The organism is Fusicatenibacter saccharivorans (assembly GCF_027667425.1).
In the GTDB taxonomy this organism is placed as follows: domain Bacteria; phylum Bacillota; class Clostridia; order Lachnospirales; family Lachnospiraceae; genus Fusicatenibacter; species Fusicatenibacter saccharivorans.
Genome location: NZ_JAQEGR010000027.1, coordinates 1 through 18,980, shown reverse-complemented (window position 1 = coordinate 18,980; position 18,980 = coordinate 1). Strand labels below are relative to the sequence as shown.

At 40.9% G+C, this 18,980-nt stretch carries 21 protein-coding genes and 1 pseudogene; 18 read left to right on the top strand and 4 right to left on the bottom strand.

The genetic code is table 11. The annotated features are described in order from the left end of the window. On the top strand, positions 1-2,501 hold a 2,501-nt coding region (locus PGS38_RS16740; protein WP_270476436.1), incomplete at its 5' end, for an ATP-binding protein. A gap of 184 nt (positions 2,502-2,685) precedes the next feature. Here the strand turns inward: PGS38_RS16740 and PGS38_RS16735 are convergent. Genes PGS38_RS16735 through PGS38_RS16725 form a run of 3 tightly spaced genes read right to left on the bottom strand, consistent with a single transcriptional unit; the run spans position 2,686 to position 4,687 of the window. After that, positions 2,686-3,633: a TlpA disulfide reductase family protein gene (locus PGS38_RS16735; RefSeq protein ID WP_118594522.1), complete on the bottom strand. Its 948-nt coding sequence runs from the start codon at positions 3,631-3,633 to the stop codon at positions 2,686-2,688. 30 nt (positions 3,634-3,663) lie between these two features. Continuing rightward, positions 3,664-4,554, bottom strand: a complete 891-nt coding sequence (locus PGS38_RS16730; protein ID WP_118594521.1) for a 4Fe-4S binding protein — start codon at positions 4,552-4,554, stop codon at positions 3,664-3,666. Beyond that, positions 4,547-4,687, bottom strand: a complete 141-nt coding sequence (locus tag PGS38_RS16725) for a CD1871A family CXXC motif-containing protein (RefSeq protein ID WP_020435933.1) — start codon at positions 4,685-4,687, stop codon at positions 4,547-4,549. The genes PGS38_RS16730 and PGS38_RS16725 overlap by 8 nt, the downstream gene beginning before the upstream one ends. 144 nt (positions 4,688-4,831) lie before the next feature. Here PGS38_RS16725 and PGS38_RS16720 point away from each other — a divergent pair. The 10 genes and pseudogenes from PGS38_RS16720 to PGS38_RS16690 form a co-directional block, all read left to right on the top strand. Continuing rightward, positions 4,832-5,029 (top strand): annotated as a pseudogene (locus PGS38_RS16720) (cell filamentation protein Fic); the annotation flags it as partial. Between the two features lie 319 nt (positions 5,030-5,348). Continuing rightward, on the top strand, positions 5,349-5,552 hold the full coding sequence (locus tag PGS38_RS16715; RefSeq protein ID WP_147326118.1) for a hypothetical protein: 204 nt from the start codon (positions 5,349-5,351) through the stop codon (positions 5,550-5,552). After that, entirely contained in the window at positions 5,552-6,466 is a 915-nt protein-coding gene (locus PGS38_RS16710) for an ABC transporter ATP-binding protein (RefSeq protein WP_117761571.1), read from the top strand. Before PGS38_RS16715 ends, PGS38_RS16710 begins: the two co-directional genes overlap by 1 nt. After that, on the top strand, positions 6,463-7,362 hold the full coding sequence (locus PGS38_RS16705; RefSeq protein ID WP_117761570.1) for an ABC transporter permease: 900 nt from the start codon (positions 6,463-6,465) through the stop codon (positions 7,360-7,362). The genes PGS38_RS16710 and PGS38_RS16705 overlap by 4 nt, the downstream gene beginning before the upstream one ends. A 204-nt stretch (positions 7,363-7,566) precedes the next feature. Then, positions 7,567-7,698, top strand: a complete 132-nt coding sequence (locus tag PGS38_RS17905) for a LytTR family DNA-binding domain-containing protein (RefSeq protein WP_117802413.1) — start codon at positions 7,567-7,569, stop codon at positions 7,696-7,698. A gap of 90 nt (positions 7,699-7,788) precedes the next feature. Continuing rightward, complete coding sequence (locus PGS38_RS17900) at positions 7,789-8,025, top strand: hypothetical protein (RefSeq protein ID WP_330416859.1); 237 nt, start codon at positions 7,789-7,791, stop codon at positions 8,023-8,025. Positions 8,026-8,027: 2 nt separating this feature from the next. Then, entirely contained in the window at positions 8,028-8,447 is a 420-nt protein-coding gene (locus PGS38_RS17895) for an aldehyde dehydrogenase family protein (RefSeq protein WP_330416858.1), read from the top strand. A gap of 17 nt (positions 8,448-8,464) precedes the next feature. Then, positions 8,465-8,866, top strand: coding sequence for an aldehyde dehydrogenase family protein (locus PGS38_RS17890; RefSeq protein WP_330416856.1), 402 nt, complete (start codon positions 8,465-8,467; stop codon positions 8,864-8,866). A gap of 58 nt (positions 8,867-8,924) precedes the next feature. Next, positions 8,925-9,362 (top strand): LytTR family DNA-binding domain-containing protein, encoded by a 438-nt coding sequence (locus tag PGS38_RS16695; RefSeq protein WP_118594520.1) that lies wholly within the window; start codon positions 8,925-8,927, stop codon positions 9,360-9,362. 13 nt (positions 9,363-9,375) lie between these two features. Continuing rightward, positions 9,376-9,822, top strand: coding sequence for a DUF3021 family protein (locus PGS38_RS16690; RefSeq protein ID WP_118594519.1), 447 nt, complete (start codon positions 9,376-9,378; stop codon positions 9,820-9,822). Between the two features lie 193 nt (positions 9,823-10,015). Here the strand turns inward: PGS38_RS16690 and PGS38_RS16685 are convergent, their stop codons facing one another. Then, complete coding sequence (locus tag PGS38_RS16685; protein ID WP_118594518.1) at positions 10,016-11,689, bottom strand: AAA family ATPase; 1,674 nt, start codon at positions 11,687-11,689, stop codon at positions 10,016-10,018. Between the two features lie 437 nt (positions 11,690-12,126). Between PGS38_RS16685 and PGS38_RS16680 the strand changes: the two genes are divergently transcribed. From PGS38_RS16680 to PGS38_RS16650, 7 genes are all read left to right on the top strand, one after another. Next, positions 12,127-12,339: a hypothetical protein gene (locus PGS38_RS16680; RefSeq protein WP_118594517.1), complete on the top strand. Its 213-nt coding sequence runs from the start codon at positions 12,127-12,129 to the stop codon at positions 12,337-12,339. A gap of 13 nt (positions 12,340-12,352) precedes the next feature. Next, positions 12,353-12,634 (top strand): hypothetical protein, encoded by a 282-nt coding sequence (locus tag PGS38_RS16675; RefSeq protein WP_118594516.1) that lies wholly within the window; start codon positions 12,353-12,355, stop codon positions 12,632-12,634. 37 nt (positions 12,635-12,671) lie between these two features. Then, complete coding sequence (locus PGS38_RS16670) at positions 12,672-14,006, top strand: hypothetical protein (protein ID WP_147398225.1); 1,335 nt, start codon at positions 12,672-12,674, stop codon at positions 14,004-14,006. Between the two features lie 195 nt (positions 14,007-14,201). After that, positions 14,202-14,447 carry a hypothetical protein gene (locus tag PGS38_RS16665; protein ID WP_118594514.1) on the top strand — a complete coding sequence of 82 codons (246 nt, stop codon included), beginning with the start codon at positions 14,202-14,204 and terminating at the stop codon, positions 14,445-14,447. A 21-nt stretch (positions 14,448-14,468) separates the two neighbouring features. After that, entirely contained in the window at positions 14,469-15,353 is an 885-nt protein-coding gene (locus PGS38_RS16660) for a hypothetical protein (protein ID WP_118594513.1), read from the top strand. 264 nt (positions 15,354-15,617) lie between these two features. Next, complete coding sequence (locus PGS38_RS16655; protein WP_118594512.1) at positions 15,618-17,162, top strand: McrB family protein; 1,545 nt, start codon at positions 15,618-15,620, stop codon at positions 17,160-17,162. Then, positions 17,159-18,676, top strand: a complete 1,518-nt coding sequence (locus tag PGS38_RS16650; RefSeq protein WP_118594511.1) for an McrC family protein — start codon at positions 17,159-17,161, stop codon at positions 18,674-18,676. The genes PGS38_RS16655 and PGS38_RS16650 overlap by 4 nt, the downstream gene beginning before the upstream one ends. The last annotated feature ends 304 nt before the right edge of the window (positions 18,677-18,980 follow it).

Below are 18,980 nucleotides of genomic sequence, written 5' to 3'. Positions count from 1 at the left end.
GAGAAGAAAAGTTTGATTTTTCACGTCCGATCGGAACCAATAATGGGATTCTGACCGTCCGCAGTGACAACAGCACGATTGTGGATGGCAATTACAGTACTTACAACGGTATGCGTGTGGCACTTTTGAACGGAAGCTCACGAGATAAAGAGTTTGCGGATTTTGCAGGCAATAAAGGATTTACATATGATCCATTTTATTTTGATACGACAGAAGAGATGGAGGAAGCTCTTCAGAGCGGAAATGTTGATGCTATTGCTGCCACTTCTATGAGAAAAACAAACAATGAGCGTATCGTGGATAAATTTGACAGCAGCGATTTCTATGTCATGGTTAAAAAAGGTAATACAGAATTGCTGAATGAGATCAATTATGCAATCGGCCAGATGAATGCAGTTGAGGGTGACTGGAAAACGACACTTTATAATAAAAATTATGAAAGCATCGAAACTAAGAATCTGGAATATACGGAGAAAGAAAAAAGTATTATTTCACAGTATTCCAAGGACAACCCGCTTCATGTTCTGTGTGATCCGACCCGTTATCCATATTCTTATAATGAAAATGGTGAGATGAAGGGTATTATCCCGGATTACTTCCGGAAAATTGCAGACTATGCCGGGATTTCCTATGAGTTTCTTACACCTGCCACCAGAGATGAGTATATTGCTTATCAGAAAAATACGGAAACCACAGATATGAGTATCGATGCACGCCTGGAAACAGATAACTATGCTGAGACGAAAAAATGGGGGATTACTGCACCTTTCATTACGATGCAGCTGGCAAGGGTGACACGGCGTGACTTTGATGGAAAAATTAATGTTGTTACTACTGTTGACCAGACAGCATCAAAGTCAATTGAAGATGCAATGGCACCCGGTGCAGAAAAACTGATGTGCAGTACCCGACAGGAAATGATGGAAGCTGTCCGTGAGGGTAAAGCAGATGCTGCCTTCGTCTACTATTACATGGCACAGGCGTTTGTGAACAGTGACACTACGGGCACCATGACATATACTCTGCTGGAACAGCCTACATTCACCTACCGCATGGTAATTTCATCAACTGAGAACCATGCGCTGGCTGGTATTCTGACGAAAGCAATGTATGCCATGCCCCAAAATCTTGTTGAAGATCTTGCAGCACAGTATACCACATACAAAGCAACAGAGCTTACACTTGTTGACTGGATACGTCTGCATCCTGTTGTTACTGTTTGGGTTCTTCTTATTTTTGGATGGCTGCTGACTGCTATGGCTGGGACAATGGTGCGTCTCAGTGCAAGAAAAAAAGCTCAGAAGGCGGCCCAGGAGAAAGCTGAGGAAATGGCGGAACTGGCAGAGCATGCACAGGCTGCAAACAAGGCAAAAACAGCATTTCTGTCACATATGTCCCATGATATGAGGACACCGATGAATGCAATCATAGGATTTACCGGTATTGCAATGAAAAACAATCCGTCAGACGAAGTGAAAAATTGTCTGGAAAAGATTGACGAAAGCTCAGAGCATTTACTGTCGCTGATCAATGATGTATTAGATCTGACCCGCATCGAAAGTGGAAAAGTGAAATACAATCCGGTACCGGCGGATGTGAAAAACATTACAGATTCTGCATTGGATATTATAAAAGGCTTTCTTACGAACAGGGATATCAACTTTAAGATTCAGCGTGAAGATGCAAAGATTCCAAATGTACTTGCGGATCCTGCACGCCTGCGTGATGTGCTGGTCAATATTCTGAGCAATGCCGTGAAATTCACTCCGGATGGAGGGACGATTACATTTGAAGCCCGGTGTCAGGAAAAGGGCGGGGATGGATATATAAATATGCATTACCGCATTTCGGATACTGGTATTGGCATGAGTGAGGAATTTACAAAAGAAGTTTTTGAGGAATTTGCACAGGAAGATTCCGATGTGAGAACGCAGTACCATGGAGCTGGACTGGGGATGGCTATCGTAAAGAAGTATGTAGATATGATGGGGGGAACCATTTCCGTGCAGAGTAAAAAGCATGAGGGAACCACATTTGCCGTGGATATTCCTTTGGAAATTACAGATAAGGAATGTAATAAGTCAGACACAGGTATTTCTGAAAAGGTGAATCTTACAGGTGTGAATGTCCTTCTTGCAGAGGATAATGAACTGAATGCAGAGATTGCTGCCGTGCAGTTGGAAGAGTTCGGGATGAATGTAGAAAGAGCTGTGGATGGAAAGAATGCTGTTGAGATTTTCAGAAATCATCCGAAAGGCACATTTGATGTAATCCTGATGGATATCATGATGCCTGAAATGAATGGTTATGAAGCGGCAAAAGCAATCAGGGCGATGAATGACAGACCGGATGGAAAAAACATTCCTATTATAGCAATGACAGCCAATTCATTTGCAGAAGATGTTCAGGCATCACTGGATGCAGGAATGAACGCACATTTGTCAAAGCCGATTGTGATTGATGAAGTTATAAAAACGATTATAAGGTATGTATATCATTGATTAGCAGAGGTTCATGAATTAGTGGAATACAATTGACAGGAGGACCAAAATATGACAATGCGAGAGTGCTATGAAGCTATTGGAGGAAACTATGAAGCTGTCCTGGGATGCCTTCATTATTAATGATGTTAGGGGGCAGTTACTGCAAACAGTAACTGCCCCCTAACTAGGATATTTATGTAAATTATTTCTGGTCCAGTACGGACTGAATCTGCTTCATCAGCTGATCGTAGTTTGACTGATCGTCAATGCCACCCATGAAAGGTTCCCCAACGATATTTCCGTCTTTATCTACAAGAACGGTTGTAGGAAATGCCATGATGTTTCCTTTTCCAGCATAGTTTCCAACTGTTGAATTAGAATCGAAAGTCAGGTTCTTGTAGGAAGCGCCCTGAGCTTTCAGGATTTCTTTTGCCTCTTTGATTCCGGCTTCATTGTTGTCTAAAGTATCCATGTTGATACCAACAACTTCGCCACCCATTTCTTTGAGTTTCTCATTTAATTCATTCAGCTTAGAGAGCTCTCCGACACATGGCTTGCATCCACTGAACCAGAAATTTACAACTGTAACTTTATTTTTAGCGAAAAGACTGTCATCTACATCGTTTCCATCCAGATCTTTTCCTTTGAAACCTTTGAATACAGCTGTGGATTCGTCTGATTTAGAGGAAGAGCTGTCAGAGGAATCGGATGCAGCAATCTCTTTCTCAAGCTTGGCAATTTCTTCTTCAATTCCGCGGATTGTCTCGATGTCTTTGCACAGAGTTTCATATTCTTCTTTAGAGAAAGAGTCTTTGTTAGATTCCACTGTGCTTGCGAGGGTATCAGCATAGTTTTCGCTCATGGCATCACCGGCAGCGTTCTTGTTCATAAGACCAAAGGCTTTGTCCCATGCATCTTTGTGATCAGCAAAAAGCTGGTTTTCCTGCTGGTAAAGGTCATCCCGTTTTTTGTTCAGCTCGTCTGCGCTGCCCGTTTCTGTTGTGGAAGAAGATTCCTGTTTTGTGTTTGTATTGTCTGTTGAGGAGGAATTTCCGCAGCCTGTAAACGCAAAAAGTACAGAAATGGCAAGGGATGCAGCAATTACCTTTTTTAATTTCATTGAGTTTGTTCTAAGTGTTTTGTTTTTCATGATTTTAAATCTCCTTTAAATTACGTTTTATTAGTTTTTATTTTCAGCCTGTTTCTTAGTTGAAAATCCGTAATGATAGCAGATTGCATCAGTCGGGCAGGCTTTCATACATTCTCCGCATCGGATACACTCCGGATGGTTTGGTGTGTCTACTACATTGACATCCATCTTACAGACACGACTACATTTCTGGCAGCCAACACATTTCTCATGATCAACCTGAATCTTAAGAAAAGATACCTTGTTAAACAGTGAGTAAACAGCACCCAGCGGGCAGATCCATTTACAAAATGGACGGTAAAACAAGATGCTCAGGATGATGAAAAGCGCAAGGACTGTGAACTTAAATGTAAATAAATGTCCGAGTGCGGCACGGATTCCTGAGTTGGCAAGTGACAGTGGAATTGCGCCTTCAAGTACGCCCTGTGGGCAAATGTATTTGCAGAAGAAAGGATCTCCCATACCAAGTGAATTGGTTACAAATGCCGGAAGTAGTATAACAAAGACGACCAGAATCACATATTTCAGATACCGCAGAGGCTTCAGTTTTGCGGTGGAAAGTTTCTTGCCCGGAATCTTATGCAGCAGATCCTGGAACCATCCAAACGGACAGAGAAATCCACAGATAAACCGCCCTAACAGAACACCTAACAGGATGAAAAATCCGGTGATGTAGTAGGTAAATTTGAATTTTGAAGAACCGACCACGGCTTGAAAAGCTCCAATCGGACAGGCACCTGTGGCGGCAGGACAAGAGTAACAGTTTAGTCCCGGGACGCACATCGTTTTTACATTTCCCTGATAAATTTTCCCTTTAAACAGATTCGGGATGTGAATGTTGGTCAGCAGTGTAGCAGCTGCCTGAATCCATCCGCGGAAGCGGGCCAGAAAGTTTTTGTTTGATTTCATTTTCTTATCCAATTCCTACACACTCCATACATAATTTTATTGCCTTGCTAAGAACAACCGCTGCTTCTCCGCGGAAGATCCCGACAAGGAAAAACACCAGACCGGCTGCAAGTAAAAGAATCTGTGTTGCTTTTTCAGATTTCATTAAAATACTCCTTTCAATGTTCAAAGTCCGTTTATTGACCTTTCGATGTTTGCATTGTACAATAGAGGGTGTAAAATTCCTGTTAAGAAAATGGAGAAAAATAAATTGAGAGTATTAGTTGTTGAAGATGAGAAGAAATTATGTGTAGGCCGATTGCTTATGTTCAAGGAATGCCTGAAGTACAATATCGTTCCGTTCATGATCGAAGAGGATCTGAAGATGTTTTATTATCGTGGTCTGAAAGAATGGAACAATGAAAAAGGTTATCTGATGGATACCTGTCTGACAGCGCAGGATCGGTATAAGGAATATTTAGACTATTTTAGGATTTCGTATTCATAACTCATTTTGAGAAGAGGAATGTTGAAAAGATGGAAGGACAACAGATCAAAGATGAAGTATTAAGATAAGCGGGAATTCATGACGTGGAGTTTCAAGTGATTAAAAAATTTATGAAAATGAATAAGTGGAAAGTTGCATGTCCATTGACATGGCTTTCCACTTATTTTTATGAATTCCTATGCGCCAGACGAGCAGACAACAGAAATTGGCATCTTACCCGCGAATTTCTGCATTTCACATCATGCAGACTGGACGAATGCTGTAAAATCATATATAAAAGAAATAGGAATAACTGGGGGTGAGATGGATGAAATGTGAGGTGGAACAGATTGATCCAAAGCAGGAAGAACATGTTATGGTATATTGCCACAACAGGGAAGCATCCTGGGTGCAGAATGTTCGGGAAGCTGTATTTGGACAAACATCGGTATGTGGATATAAAAATCACGTTTTGTATCAATTGAAATTGTCTGATATTTTTTATGTGGAACAGCAAAGAAATCAAAGGAGAGGGCAGGCGTAATGGAAACAGATATGATTAAAATCACTCATTTAAAGAAAAGCTTTGGTGATGTAAAAGCAGTCAATGATCTGAGTTTTCAGGTGAAAAAAGGAGAGCTCTTTGCATTCCTTGGTGTAAACGGGGCAGGGAAGAGCACAACGATTTCGATCATCTGCGGGCAGCTTCACAAAGACAGCGGAACGGTTCAGATCCAGGGCACAGATCTGGATAAGATCGGAAGGAAAGTTGGAACAATGCTTGGCGTGGTATTTCAGGACAGTGTGCTGGACAAGCCACTTACCGTCAGGGAAAATCTGAAAAACAGAGCAGCGCTTTATGGAATAACAGGAAAAGCGTTTGAAAAAAGATTGCGGGAACTGGTGGAGATTTTTGATTTCGGAGATTATCTGAACCGGCCGGTCGGAAAACTGTCCGGCGGACAGAGAAGAAGAATTGATATTGCAAGAGCCTTGCTGCATCGGCCCGAACTTCTGATTTTAGATGAACCAACGACAGGACTTGACCCACAGACGCGGCTTTTGATCTGGGATATCATTGAAAAACTTCGAGTGGAAGAAAAGCTGACAGTTTTTCTGACTACGCACTACATGGAAGAAGCTGCAAATGCCGGTTATGTGGTGATTCTGGATAAAGGAAGCATCGTGGCAGAAGGAACTCCTTTTGAGCTGAAAAATGAGTATGTGCAGGACACTATGTCTGTTTATGGTGTGACAGAAGAAGAAATCAAAACACTGGGCAGAGAGTATAAAAAGATCCGGGATGGCTATCAGTTAAAAGTAAAAAATACCGCAGAGGCTACCCGGCTGATCGTGGAACATCAGGAAATATTCCGTGATTATGAAGTGGTAAAGGGCAGAATGGATGATGTATTTCTTGCTGTAACCGGAAAAACATTGGGAGGTGAGCACAGATGAAGGCAGTATTTGCACTTATAAGTCGAAACAGAAAATTGTTTTTTAAAGACAGAGGAATGTTTTTTTCGGCTTTAATTACTCCGGGAATTCTGATTTTGCTGTATGCTACATTTCTGGCAAACGTATACAGAGATTCCTTTGTGTCCGCGATCCCGGACATGATTACAATCTCAGACAAACTGATCGATGGAACGGTGGCCGCACAGCTTGCCGCGGCTCTTCTGGCAGTCAGCTGTGTGACTGTGACATTCTGCGTGAATCTTACGATGGTACAGGACCGGGCAAACGGAACAAGGAAAGATTTTAATGTATCGCCAATCAGCAAAGCACAGCTTTATCTTGGGTATTTTTTATCTACTGTAGTCAATTCCCTGCTGGTGAATGGGCTTGCGCTTGTATTATGCCTTGGCTATATGTACAAAATGGGCTGGTATATGAGCGCTGTAGATGTATTCTGGGTTCTTCTCGATGAAATTTTACTGGTACTCTTTGGAAGCACGTTGTCAAGCATCGTCAGTTTTCCACTGACAACCCAGGGTCAGTTATCCGCAGTGGGAACGATCGTAAGTGCCGGGTATGGATTTTTATGCGGAGCTTACATGCCGATTTCAAATTTCGGCAGCGGCCTGCAGAAAGTACTGTCGTATCTGCCAAGTACCTACGGAACTTCTCTGTTGAAAAATCATATGCTCCGTGGAATCTTCGAAGAGATGGAGAACAATCAGCTGCCAGAAGAAATGATTACTGCGATTCGTGATACACTGGATTGTAACCCGAAGTTCCAGGGGTCTGTAGTAAGTGTAAATCAGATGGTGATGCTTATGGTTGGATGTGTTGTGGTATTTGGAATTATTTTTTTGTGCATGACAGCTCTTCCGGAGAAAGATGGGAAGTAAATATATCCTTCGACTATAGAATGAATAAAAAATGAGAAAAGAGACAGTTATGAATATTACAGAAAGAGAGATCGATGACCCGGAAAAAGGGGCGTTATACTCGAATATGTAAATTTTACGAAAGAATTTGCAGAAATAAAAGAGTATGTAAGAAGCAAAGGGGAATCTATCCGGGGATACACAGAAAAGAAATAATGTGTTTCCATAAGAACAGAAGATATTTTATATTTCGAGGCAGTGCAAAACAAGGTGTTTGCTTATACGTCAAATAAGTTTTATGAAATTAAAAGCAGACTGTATCAGCTGGAAGAGAAAATAACAAGAAAATGTATGTAGCGTGCATCAAAGACAACGATTGTAAATGCGGATCGTATTGTTTCGGTTCGTACCGCATTAAATGGGCGTTTGTATGTGCGGATGGAGGCTTTGAGCAGATTGGAAATGGCCTTGCAAAAACAGGAGCAGATCCTCTGCAAAGCGCTGCATACGGATCTTGGAAAGAGCAAGACGGAGATGATGTGTGAGATTGGACTGGTGCAGGGGGAAATCCGCTGGATGAAGCAGCACTTAGGGCGCTTTGCAGACAAAAACATGTCAGAACACCGCTGGCGCAGTTCGCTGCGAAAAGTTATCAAAGCCCTTCTCCTTATGGCAATGTGCTGATTATGAGCCCGTGGAATTACCCTGTTCTGCTGACGTTAGAACCGCTGGTAGATGCCATTGCGGCAGGAAATACTGCGGTGGTAAAGCCAAGTGCTTATGCACCGGCCAGTGCAAATGTCCTGAAAGATCTGTTAGAAGAATGTTTTCCACCAGAATATGTTGCCGTTGTTTTAGGCGGACGGGAGGAAAATCAGGCACTTTTACAGGAAAAATTTGATAAGATTTTTTTCACAGGAAGTGTAGCGGTCGGAAAGCAGGTCATGGAAAGTGCTGCAAGACATCTGACGCCCGTGACACTGGAACTTGGCGGAAAAAGCCCATGCATTGTAGAAAAAAGCAGTAAGATCCGGCTTGCGGCAAGACGCATTGTCTTTGGAAAGTTTATCAACTGCGGATCGAACCTATTGTGTTGGATCACGTAGAATGGGAAGATGCGGTCATGCAGGAGGAGATTTTTGGTCCCATCCTGCCAGTATTGACGTATGAAAAACTTGAGGATGCACTCTCCTGGATCAATCAACGCCCCAAACCGCTTGCCCTGTACTGCTTTACGGAAAACAAAAAGGTGAAGAAAACGGTTCTGGAGAGGTGCCGGTTTGGCGGTGGCTGCATCAACGACACACTGATTCATCTTGCTACCAGTGAGATGCCGTTTGGCGGTGTAGGAGAAAGCGGTATGGGCGGCTATCACGGTGAGGCCGGATTTGCGGAATTCACACATAAGCGCAGCATCGTGGATAAAAAGACATGGATGGATTTTCCGATCCGCTATCAGCCGTATACAGCAAAAAAGTTGAAACTGATTCGAAAATTTTTATACAGCATACCATACAAGGGATAGACATCTCCAAGAAAATCCGATATAAAAGAGGATAGGGAAAAGAAAAGAGGGAACCAATGTGAAGATAACGATCATCAATCCATCTCCGGACGAAGAGGAAGAAATCATCATCAAATGCCGTGTGCTGACGGAGGACATCAACCATCTGATCTGCAAACTGAAAAACGGGGATCGAAAAATTACGGGATACGATGCAAAAGGAATTACTCTTCTGGCACTTCCGGATATTTTCTATTTTGAGGCAACGGACAATAAGGTCTTTGCCTATGGACAAAAGAATGTTTATGAAGTTAAAGAAAAACTGTATCAGTTAGAAGAACAGCTGGTGTCTTTTCCATTTATGCGGGCCTCCAAATCCATGATTCTAAATCTGGACAAAATCCGGCATTTGTCGCCTGCTTTTGGCGGCAGATTTGAAGCGTTACTCGAAAATGAGGAAAAAGTGATTATTTCCCGGCAGTATGTGCCGGTTCTGAAAGAACGACTGGGATTGTAGGGAGGCGAAAACAATGATGAATAAAATAAAAATTCTTGCAAATATTTTTTCGAAAATTACCGTGTGCGTTCTGCTTGCATCCGCGATCTATATTACTGTGATGTGCGGTCTGGATGCCCAGATCAGTGTCATGATTCTCTGGCAGATTCTTCTGGTTTCCGCTGTATGCTCCATCCCGATTCTGATGTACCCGGATGAGGAAGGAAAAGAAGTATCCAAACAGGGCATGATTGCACGGCAGATCATCTATTTTATCTATGCTAATTGTGCTGTCCTGGGACTTGGCAGAGCATTCGGATGGTTTTACTTCAGCAAAGCTAAAATGGTCGTGCTGATGGAGGTTTTGATTATTGGAGTTTATGTTACGGTGAATCTGATCGTATATGTAAATGACCATATGGTGGCGGAAAGCATGAACCAGAAACTAAAAGAGATGAGAAAGCGGAAAGAAAAATTGTAAACTACGATAGAGTTGCATGAAATTTGAAAAGAACTTAGAGCGTACCCCAACAAGCTCTGAGAAAACTTGCAAGTAAGAATTTCTATGACGGTAAGAATAAAATTGCGTGTAAAAGAGCAGGCGAATTTCCGCCTGCTCTTAAAAAATCAAGGATGAGAAAAAATTTATAAATATCATAGACAGAAAAACTGCATCAGACAATTTTCTCACGAAGAACCTCCACCTTACATTCATGAAGTTTTTTGATATCGTCTTTATGGTAAGCAATACCCACCGCGAGAATACGACCGGTATATTCCGCTTTTTCGCCAAATTTTCCTTCAAAACGTAATGCATACTGCCGGTCTTTGATTTGCTGGATGGCTTCATCAGCAGAGTGGTTAACTTTTAATTCTATGATAATGGCATCATCATTTTTTTGAAATGGATAGAAAATAAAATCAACATAACCGATACCGGCTTTATCTTCCCGTTCAATACGATAAAAATCTAAAGCCTTCAAATATACCCAGCGAATGATAGAAGCCAGTTCCGCTTCATTGTTATACAGTGTCAGCGGGCTGTGGGTGTTGTGTGCGTATTCCAGCAGTTCGGCCATTGTTTTCGTATCGCCGGCTTTTGTAGCTGCAAGCATTCGGCCGGATTCTTTCGCAAGCTTGTAAACATTTCCAAGGGATGGTTCTCTTTGAATTACTTCGGCAAATTTGTCCATCAACTCTTTGTTTGGTATGGATATATAACCCTTGGAATAATTTAAAAATCCATAGACTACCATGGCAGAAAAAATTTCATCTTTTGTTTTCAGTTCCATAGACGTTGCCGCATATTCCTGAATTTTGGCAGGAACGGGAATGTCGGCGACCATAAGAGCAATATCATCTTTTACAGCATCTACATTTGCGCCGATATAATAGAAAATTTCATCGTACGGACCAGAACTTGTCCAGTAATTTCCCAATTGATTGTCACTTAAAGCCCCTACGACAGAGCGTGGGTTATAGAGTTTTTTTCCGCCTGCGGTCTGATAGCCATCGTACCATAATTCCAATCCTTCCCGCGTAACGGAAGGATTTTTTTCTATTTGCAAATATCTTTGATATAACAGATTGACTTCATCGTCCGTGAACCCAAAATATTCGCTGAATTTTGCGCGGGTTGCCATAGAATATTCAAAAAACATGTTCAGTTCAGAACCGCTGGAATATTTTGCAATTGGCAAAATACCGGTCATATAGGCCATTTCTACATAAGCTTTATCTTTCAGAAGATTGCTCAGAAATTTGGTATAGGCAGTCTTATCTGCATCGGTCATATAAGGCTGATGATAAATGTAATCCCACTCATCTAATATAAAAATAAATTGTTCCTGGTTACAATATTCGTAAATTCTGGTCAACGCATCCCATACCGAGTCCTCTTTTTCAATCGCAGCATCTGGGTAAGCTTTTTGCAGATCCAGAAGCAGCGTTTTTTTTATGCGGTTTATATAATGGTTATAATCGGTGATTTCAGCAGGAATCTCATTGAACATGATATGAATCACATTATGCTGGTTTAAGTGCTTTTGATACCAGGGATACTGAGAGACAGCTAATCGATCAAAAATTTTACTGCTGTCAATTCCTCTGCCAAAGTAGGAAGCAATCATATTGGCCATGACGGTTTTTCCAAACCTGCGCGGTCTGGTAATCGCCACATATTTTTGACTGTTTTGAGAATTCAAAACGGTTTTTTCCGGATCATAATCATCTGATTCAACGAGTGGAACAAGTTCTTTTAAGATAGAAGATTTATCTATGAAATAGGTTGATAGACAATCTCTGCGAAATAATCCAAAAGCACTGCTGCTGTTTAGATAGATTCCCATCGGGGGTATTTGCTCCTTTCTAAATGGAAGTGTCTGCATGATTTACAGACATAGCTACGAATAAAAGTCAAATCTAAAGATATCTTAACCTTATCATAAAGGGCATTTGATTACAAGGGAGAAAATGTTACTGTTCACAGGTGTCCTGCGAACAGTAACGTAAGCAGCCCTCATTTAGAGTTTTGCTTCGCAAAAGGAGGGCTGTTCACACCTGAATCACATTCTTACGTACCTGAACAGCAAGTGTTCAGGTACTGAGTGAACATTAACGAGAAAATTCATCTGACAGATGAATGAAAAATATCCGTTTTCATCTGACGGATGAATGCGAAAAGGTAAGGAGTGTGGTACCCTTGTTTTAAGGATACCTGACGAAAAAAACAGCAAACAGCGAAGGAAAGCAGCCTTGCGCTGAAGATTGGAAGGGGAGATATAAGATGAAGGAAGCTGTTTTAAACAAAATGAATCCGAAGGAAAGAAAAATCCTGGAAGCAGAATTGCAGAAAGTGTACACAAAACAGACGCACTCTTTCCGGGATGCAGGAAAAGCGGTCTGGAATACAAAAGGAATCCGCGAACTTCTGGACGGATGCACCGAATACGCTGGTTGCTATTTTAAGTGGCAATATTGCACTATTGCAGGCATTTGAAAAGGAAAGACAAATGGAAGAAGAGGATGAAGAAGAAGACCTTGGCTGGAAGGAAGAATTTGCCCCTTGTAGGAGCAGAAAGCTGCCTTGCTATACGATAGGCCGGGAAAACGTTTCGAAAAAATTCTGTATTCCAAATGTACTCACCGCACTCATTCTCTCAGGGGATATGGGAATGCTGGAATATGGTTTCGACCATTACAAACTGGAAAACCCGGTAGTCTGCAGGGGCAAAATCGAAGCATTGGGAGAGGCGCTTCTTTATGGAGATGAAACAAAAAGAACAGGAAATTAACAAGAGAAAAAAGAGATTATTATGGAAGGAAAAACGAATGAAAGAGACAGTCTTAAATGCAATGAACCCAGTAGAAAGAGAGATTTTTGAGAAAGAACTGCAGAAAGTACACCTGAAAAAATCCACAGCCTTAAATGATATCGGAAAAACAGTCTGGGATACGAAAAAGATCCGGGAACTCCTGGATCAGGACGCAGAACTGGAAGAAATCAAGAGATTCTTTGATGAAAATCAACTGAAACCAGACCAGTATAACCGAAATGCCATTCCGCTGGCCGCCTATACTTACTGGTATGGAAGAGGCTGCGGCAGGGAAGATGTCTGCCTGTGGGCACTCGAATCTGCCACAACGATTGACGGACTTCTTCAGGTACAGGAGTCGTCCCATCTGGAGAAAATTGCAAAGAAATTTATCAGCATGGATAAATACGGTGTCGTTGCGTTCCGAAAGATGTATCTTCATGAAGAACTGTGCTGGACCGATGCGCCCAATTATCTGGCGGCTGTGATGAGCGGAAACGTTTCCCTGCTGCAGATGTTTGAAGCAAAAGACGAGGAAATGACGGAAGAAAATATGGAGTACTGGGAATACACCTGTGAATGGGATCGTATTCCGGGAGCCAGAAAAACCTATTACAGCATTCGCCGGGAAACGATTGTCGGAGATTTTTATATCCCGGGTATTCTCACAGCGGCGATTCTGTCCGGCAGTCCGGAGATGCTGGATTACTGCATCGACCATTATGATATCGATGGCGCAAGCCTGGCGTACGGAGAAAAAGAGGCACTGGGTCAGGCAGTTGCCGGTGCGGGGAAAGAGCTGACAGAATACATGCTGGAACACTACACAGGATTAATCGAATTTGCAGAGCCGGATCAGGTGATGAAAGCCGGAAATGTGCCGCTGCTGCGTTATCTGTTAGAGACACATTTCGAGCATCTGAACTGGTATGCAACTCTGTTTTTCAATCTGAGAGACATACGGACACCATACATGTCAGCACCGGGATTTCCAAGAGACGTCGATACCGATGTGGAAATGTACCGTGCTTTTTTGGAATGGGAGAGTCCTGCATTTTCCATGGACTTTATTATCGGCCAGATGCGCGCGGAACTGGCAAAGCCGGCAGAAAGAGAAATTGATCTGAAGTATTACGGAGAACAGGAGATACAGAAAACTTATAACGTAAACGGTCTGTTTTCCAAAAAAATGGCGCGTGAATGGGAAAAAGTGCCAGGATGCGAGGAACGCCAGGAAAGATTGCTTGAATTCTACCAGGAACTGGGCGGAGAAGTAACAGAAGAACTTGAAAAATTAGCCAATCGCGTAGAGAACAGCAGATTAATTGATGGGCTGTTTGAGAATTTTTGAAAAAACAACAGGGACAGAGAAAAAGAATTCTGTAGTGGACGCTGGAGCGTGTTTGAAAAATCATTTCCGCAGTCTGCATGCCCCGCTTGAGGTATAGGAAGAACGCATTTACCCCGGAAGAAAAGAAATTTCTCTTCCGGGGTAAATGCGTTTTAAAGAAAAGCAAAATGAAATGGAAGAGAGAAGAGGACAAACATGACATTAGAAGAATCATATGAAATTTATAATAACTATTATCAGAATATTTACGGTATGTACGATGATAACTGGATTGATTACGATTTAGATGTAGCATTTACAAAATTGCAGCTGGAAAAAATCATTCAAAAAAGATATAAGCTGGATCACCAGGAGAAAATGATTCTGCAGTGGCTGCTGGAAGAAGACATGGAACCAAAGGTATGTGAGGCTATTCGGGTGATTCTGGAAATGGATGTTTGAGGAAAGGATGGAAAGGTGACGATGAAAAAGACAGATGTAAAAAAGACGGAAAGATCAAAAGAATTTCTGGCAGAGGAATGGCTGGAAATTGTACTGAAAGGCCAGGATAAAGGAGAAGGGCGGTTCTGCCGGCATGGTGTGTGCAGTTTTATGGGAAGACAGCCATTAACATTTCAGCCGGTAAAGAGAAAACCGGAATTGGAAAAGCGATTTATAGAGAGTCGAATTATGGAAAGTCGAACCATGAAAAATCGGTTCAGGGGGACGCGGAACAGCTGGTTCGGACAGGAAGAACTGGACAGTAAAAGAAACGGATATGGGGAAAGACTGCGCGATAAAACAGAACTGACGGAAGAAGCAGAAGCGATAGAAGAAACAGAAATGGAAGGACAGCTGGTGCAAAAGTATCAAACAGCACGCTGGGAGGAAGCTGTGAGACATGTTCTTTTGTTCCTTCCGGAAGTGCTGGTTTATCTGGGCAGTTTTTTGTTGTTTTGGGAAAACGAAGTACTGGCGAAAGTTGTCGGAGTTTTTGGGTTTTATGGAAGAGAAAACGCTGTGAGAAGACAGTGGGAGAGGGAAGAAAAGGAAGAGAAGAAAGAAAATCTGGAAGGAAAGCAGAGAAACAGTAAAAATAGGACAGCTTTGGATACGCAGAAAGAGGAAACGATGGACTGGAATACGGCGTTTGCAGTGTTGCGGAAGTTTTATGAAGAAAAATGGGACTATTTGAATGGATGTCCGAGAAATGAAAAAGCGTGGGATGAGGAAGGGGAACTGCAGTGCAAAATATACATATCAAAAAAGAAGGGGCTGGATCGGGATCAGAAAATGGAAGTGATGAAACTGTATGAGACGGTGGAGGACAGGAAAGTGAGTGAGGCGGTGCGGGTGATTTGCGGATAGAAGTGAAAAGAAAAACGGTTGAAGCCAGGTGCAGGTCTGATACTGTAGAAAAAGAAGACGGAAAATTGGGACAATCTTTTTGTGCAAAATATGTATAAAAAGCGAAAAACAGTTAAAAAATATAAGCTTTTTGCATAAAAACATATGCTGAAATATGTACAGTAACAAAAATACATGGTATAATGAGCGGTAGTGAGTGGAATATGCTTACACATTCAGCGTGTGCCAAAGGGTAACGTTGTTAAATAATGAAATTACGATATCATGAAAAAAGAACAGTATCTAGATAAAATCATGAAAGGAACCAAAATGAGTAAATCAGCTGCAGAAAATCAATTGAAGGAGATATTTGATGTTAATAAGATTAACATTGAGGATGAGGACTGGAAAACGAATTTGCGCGCTTATAATTTTAAAATTGAGAGACAAAGGTTTAAAGTTTTGAGCAATAATGGTATATCAAAAGGAAACCTTTTGAAGTTAAAAGGAGGAGAATTCGATTGCGATTATGTAATTATTTACAACACGATTAATACAGACACTAAGGATGCTGAGAAAGACAGATGGATTCTTGAAGAAAAAAAGTGGTTTCAGAACTTGGGTGATGACGTTAAACAACCTTCTCAAATGTATGCTAAAGTAGGTAAAGAAAGACAGCTTGATAAAGAGGACTTTACAAAGCGCTTAAGAGAAATAATAGAAAATATACCGGGAAAGGATATATTAAAAATGGATAATAAACAGAATGATTTCGGGGATTTATATAATTTAGTAGAAAATGGTGCAACACAAATAATTTTAACCGGTGCCCCAGGAACAGGAAAAACCAGACTGGCAAAAGAAGTTGCCAAAAAGTTTGCAAAAAATAATAAAAAGCATTTGAAAGAAAATGATCCAAATTCAGATGATCAGAAAAAAGATGATTCAAACTCAGATTATCAATTAGTTCAATTTCATCCATCCTATGATTACACAGACTTTGTTGAGGGGCTTCGGCCAGTGGAGGATGCACATGGAAAAGTTGAATTTCGGAAACTTGATGGCATTTTCAAAAAATTCTGCCGTAAAGTTGTAGAAAGAAATGAATCGGATAAAAACCAAGATAAATATTTCTTTATTGTGGATGAAATCAATCGAGCCGATTTGTCAAAAGTATTTGGTGAGTTGATGTTTTGCCTTGAGTCAGATAAACGTGGTCCACAAAATTCTGTTCAGACACAGTATGCAAATCTTCGTACTTATGATCCAGAAAATGGAAGTTACTATTCAAAAGAAAAAAAAGATGTGTTTAAAGATGGATTTTATATTCCAGAGAATGTTATTGTGATAGGAACTATGAATGACATCGACCGTTCAGTCGAAAGTATGGATTTTGCGTTGCGACGTAGATTTATATGGAAAGAGATAGAGGTAGAAAAAGCTACGGAAAATCTCAAAAAGATTATTCAGGATATGTTACCAGAAGAAGCTTTTAGTAACTGCAAAGACAAAGACGCTGAATTTTCGAAAATTGCTGAGTATATTAGTTTTGTAAATAAAAAAATAGAAGATCATCAGGGACTGAATAGGCATTATGATATCAGCCAAGGACAGTTTGCTAATGTTCCTGGGATAAATAATTGCAAAAATGCCGATGAATTGATCCAACAAGTCTGGAATCTTAGATTAGAATCTCTTCTTTACGAGTATGTACGCGGAGAAGGAAATGAAGAGAAGTTTGTGAATGAGTGCAATTTGGAGGCGTTTAAGGAGTGGGAAAAGGTGCAAAAGAATGCTCAGAATAATACTCCGTCAGAGGAAAAGGAATGATTTACTTAAAAGATTACTCAAAATTGGAAGAGTGCATATCAGAAGAAATTAATAAAGAAAGTAGTTTGCTGCAAAGTATATATAAAGAAACAGGAGATTCCGAGGAGAGAGTAGACAGATTTGCGAAGCTAATAGATGGAGTTTCACAAAGTGATATTCTTGTACTTGATGAAAACGACTGTGCGGCTGGAGAACCTTTTAAGATTGTGACCCAGGGCAATAAGGGAGAATATTGGACGCAACAATATATTGGACTGCTGCAGATAACCTCCGATGGAACGAAAGAAGAGGTTTTTATAAGAAGCCGTTTTGACGTAAATGAGTCATGTGAATTTTCCAAGTATATGTTAAATAAAGCACTGGGTTTGAAGGCAAATATTCTTCAGAAGGTAGAGCCTTCGGTGGGAAGAGGGGAGATTCTGGATTTGATTCTTGCAATTATTTTCGCAATACAAATTGCAAGGGCTTATAGAAAAGGAATCTATCGCAGATATCGAACGTATGAAAACAACGATTCGAAATTAAAAGGAAGAATCGATGTTGCACGCCATATTCGTCTCAATCCGATATTTAACGGAAATATTGCCTATTCCAGTCGAGAATATACTGCTGATAATGATATGAATCGTATGATTCTTACGGCATACACATCATTGCAAAAAAGACAGCCGGGCCTTATGCGTGAATTGGAAAAAAAATACACACCGGTGAAAGATTTTATCTCACAGTTAAAAAATATCATGCAGCCTGTGTCGCGTCAGGAAGCGCGAAAACTGGTTCAGAAGGAACGAAAAAAAATCACGCATGCGGTATATTCGGATTGGGAAAGTGTCCGGAAAACGGCAATTTTGATTTTAAAGTATATGGGAATTGCGCCAGAGGACGATGGGACGAATGTCAATGGTATATTAATTAACATGAATTATATATGGGAAAGATATTTGGTTCAAATTGTAAAGGAGAAAATAGAAAACAAATATCAAATAGAGGGAAAAAAATCATTTGGAACATTTTTCTGTAATGGTCAAAGTATAGAGCTACAGCCTGATTTGGTCATTTCCGATAAAAAGGTCATTTCCGATAAAAACAGACCACTCTTGATCATTGACGCAAAATATAAAAACGAATGGGAAAACGTTGCTTCAAATAAATCAGATAAACCGGAAAGAGAAGACTGTTTTCAGATTATGTCTTATATGTATAGGGCAGAATGCAAGTTTGGCGGGATCTTTTGTCCACAAACTAAAGTACGAGATGATGGAAAAATGAAAGAGTATTCTATTTTTGGTGAGTCCGATAAAGAGGCAATCGTGACTCTTTTTTCGTTACAGATTAATGGAATTCAAGGAAGTAGTAAAGAATTCGCAGAGGAAATGGAAAAAAGAGAAGATGCTCTTTGCGGTGAGATTCTGAAAAAAATAGAAACTCATGAAGAATTGCGGAACCAAGAAATGAAAAAAATAAAAGATATGGCTGTATTCATGAACACAAATGGAATGGAAGTTAAAAAATAGCCTACTATCTTAACGAAAGTGCTTCAAGGATTCAAGAATGGATTGAAGAAAGCAGCATTGTGCAGTAAGCAATGATAAGCTAAAAATGTTGCATAAAAAACATAGAAAAATCATAAGAAGAAAATCAAGTGGCCGGGTTCCGGGGGGGGGCAAAGCCCCCGGCCCGGTCACATCTCTCCCCGCACAATCCGTTCATGCACACTGGCCATGAAATCATCGATCTGTTTTTCATCCGGAATCTCCGGCAGATCGGTGTTTTCTTTGTAAGTGCAAAATAATTCGACGGATTGTGTTGCCCTAAAAA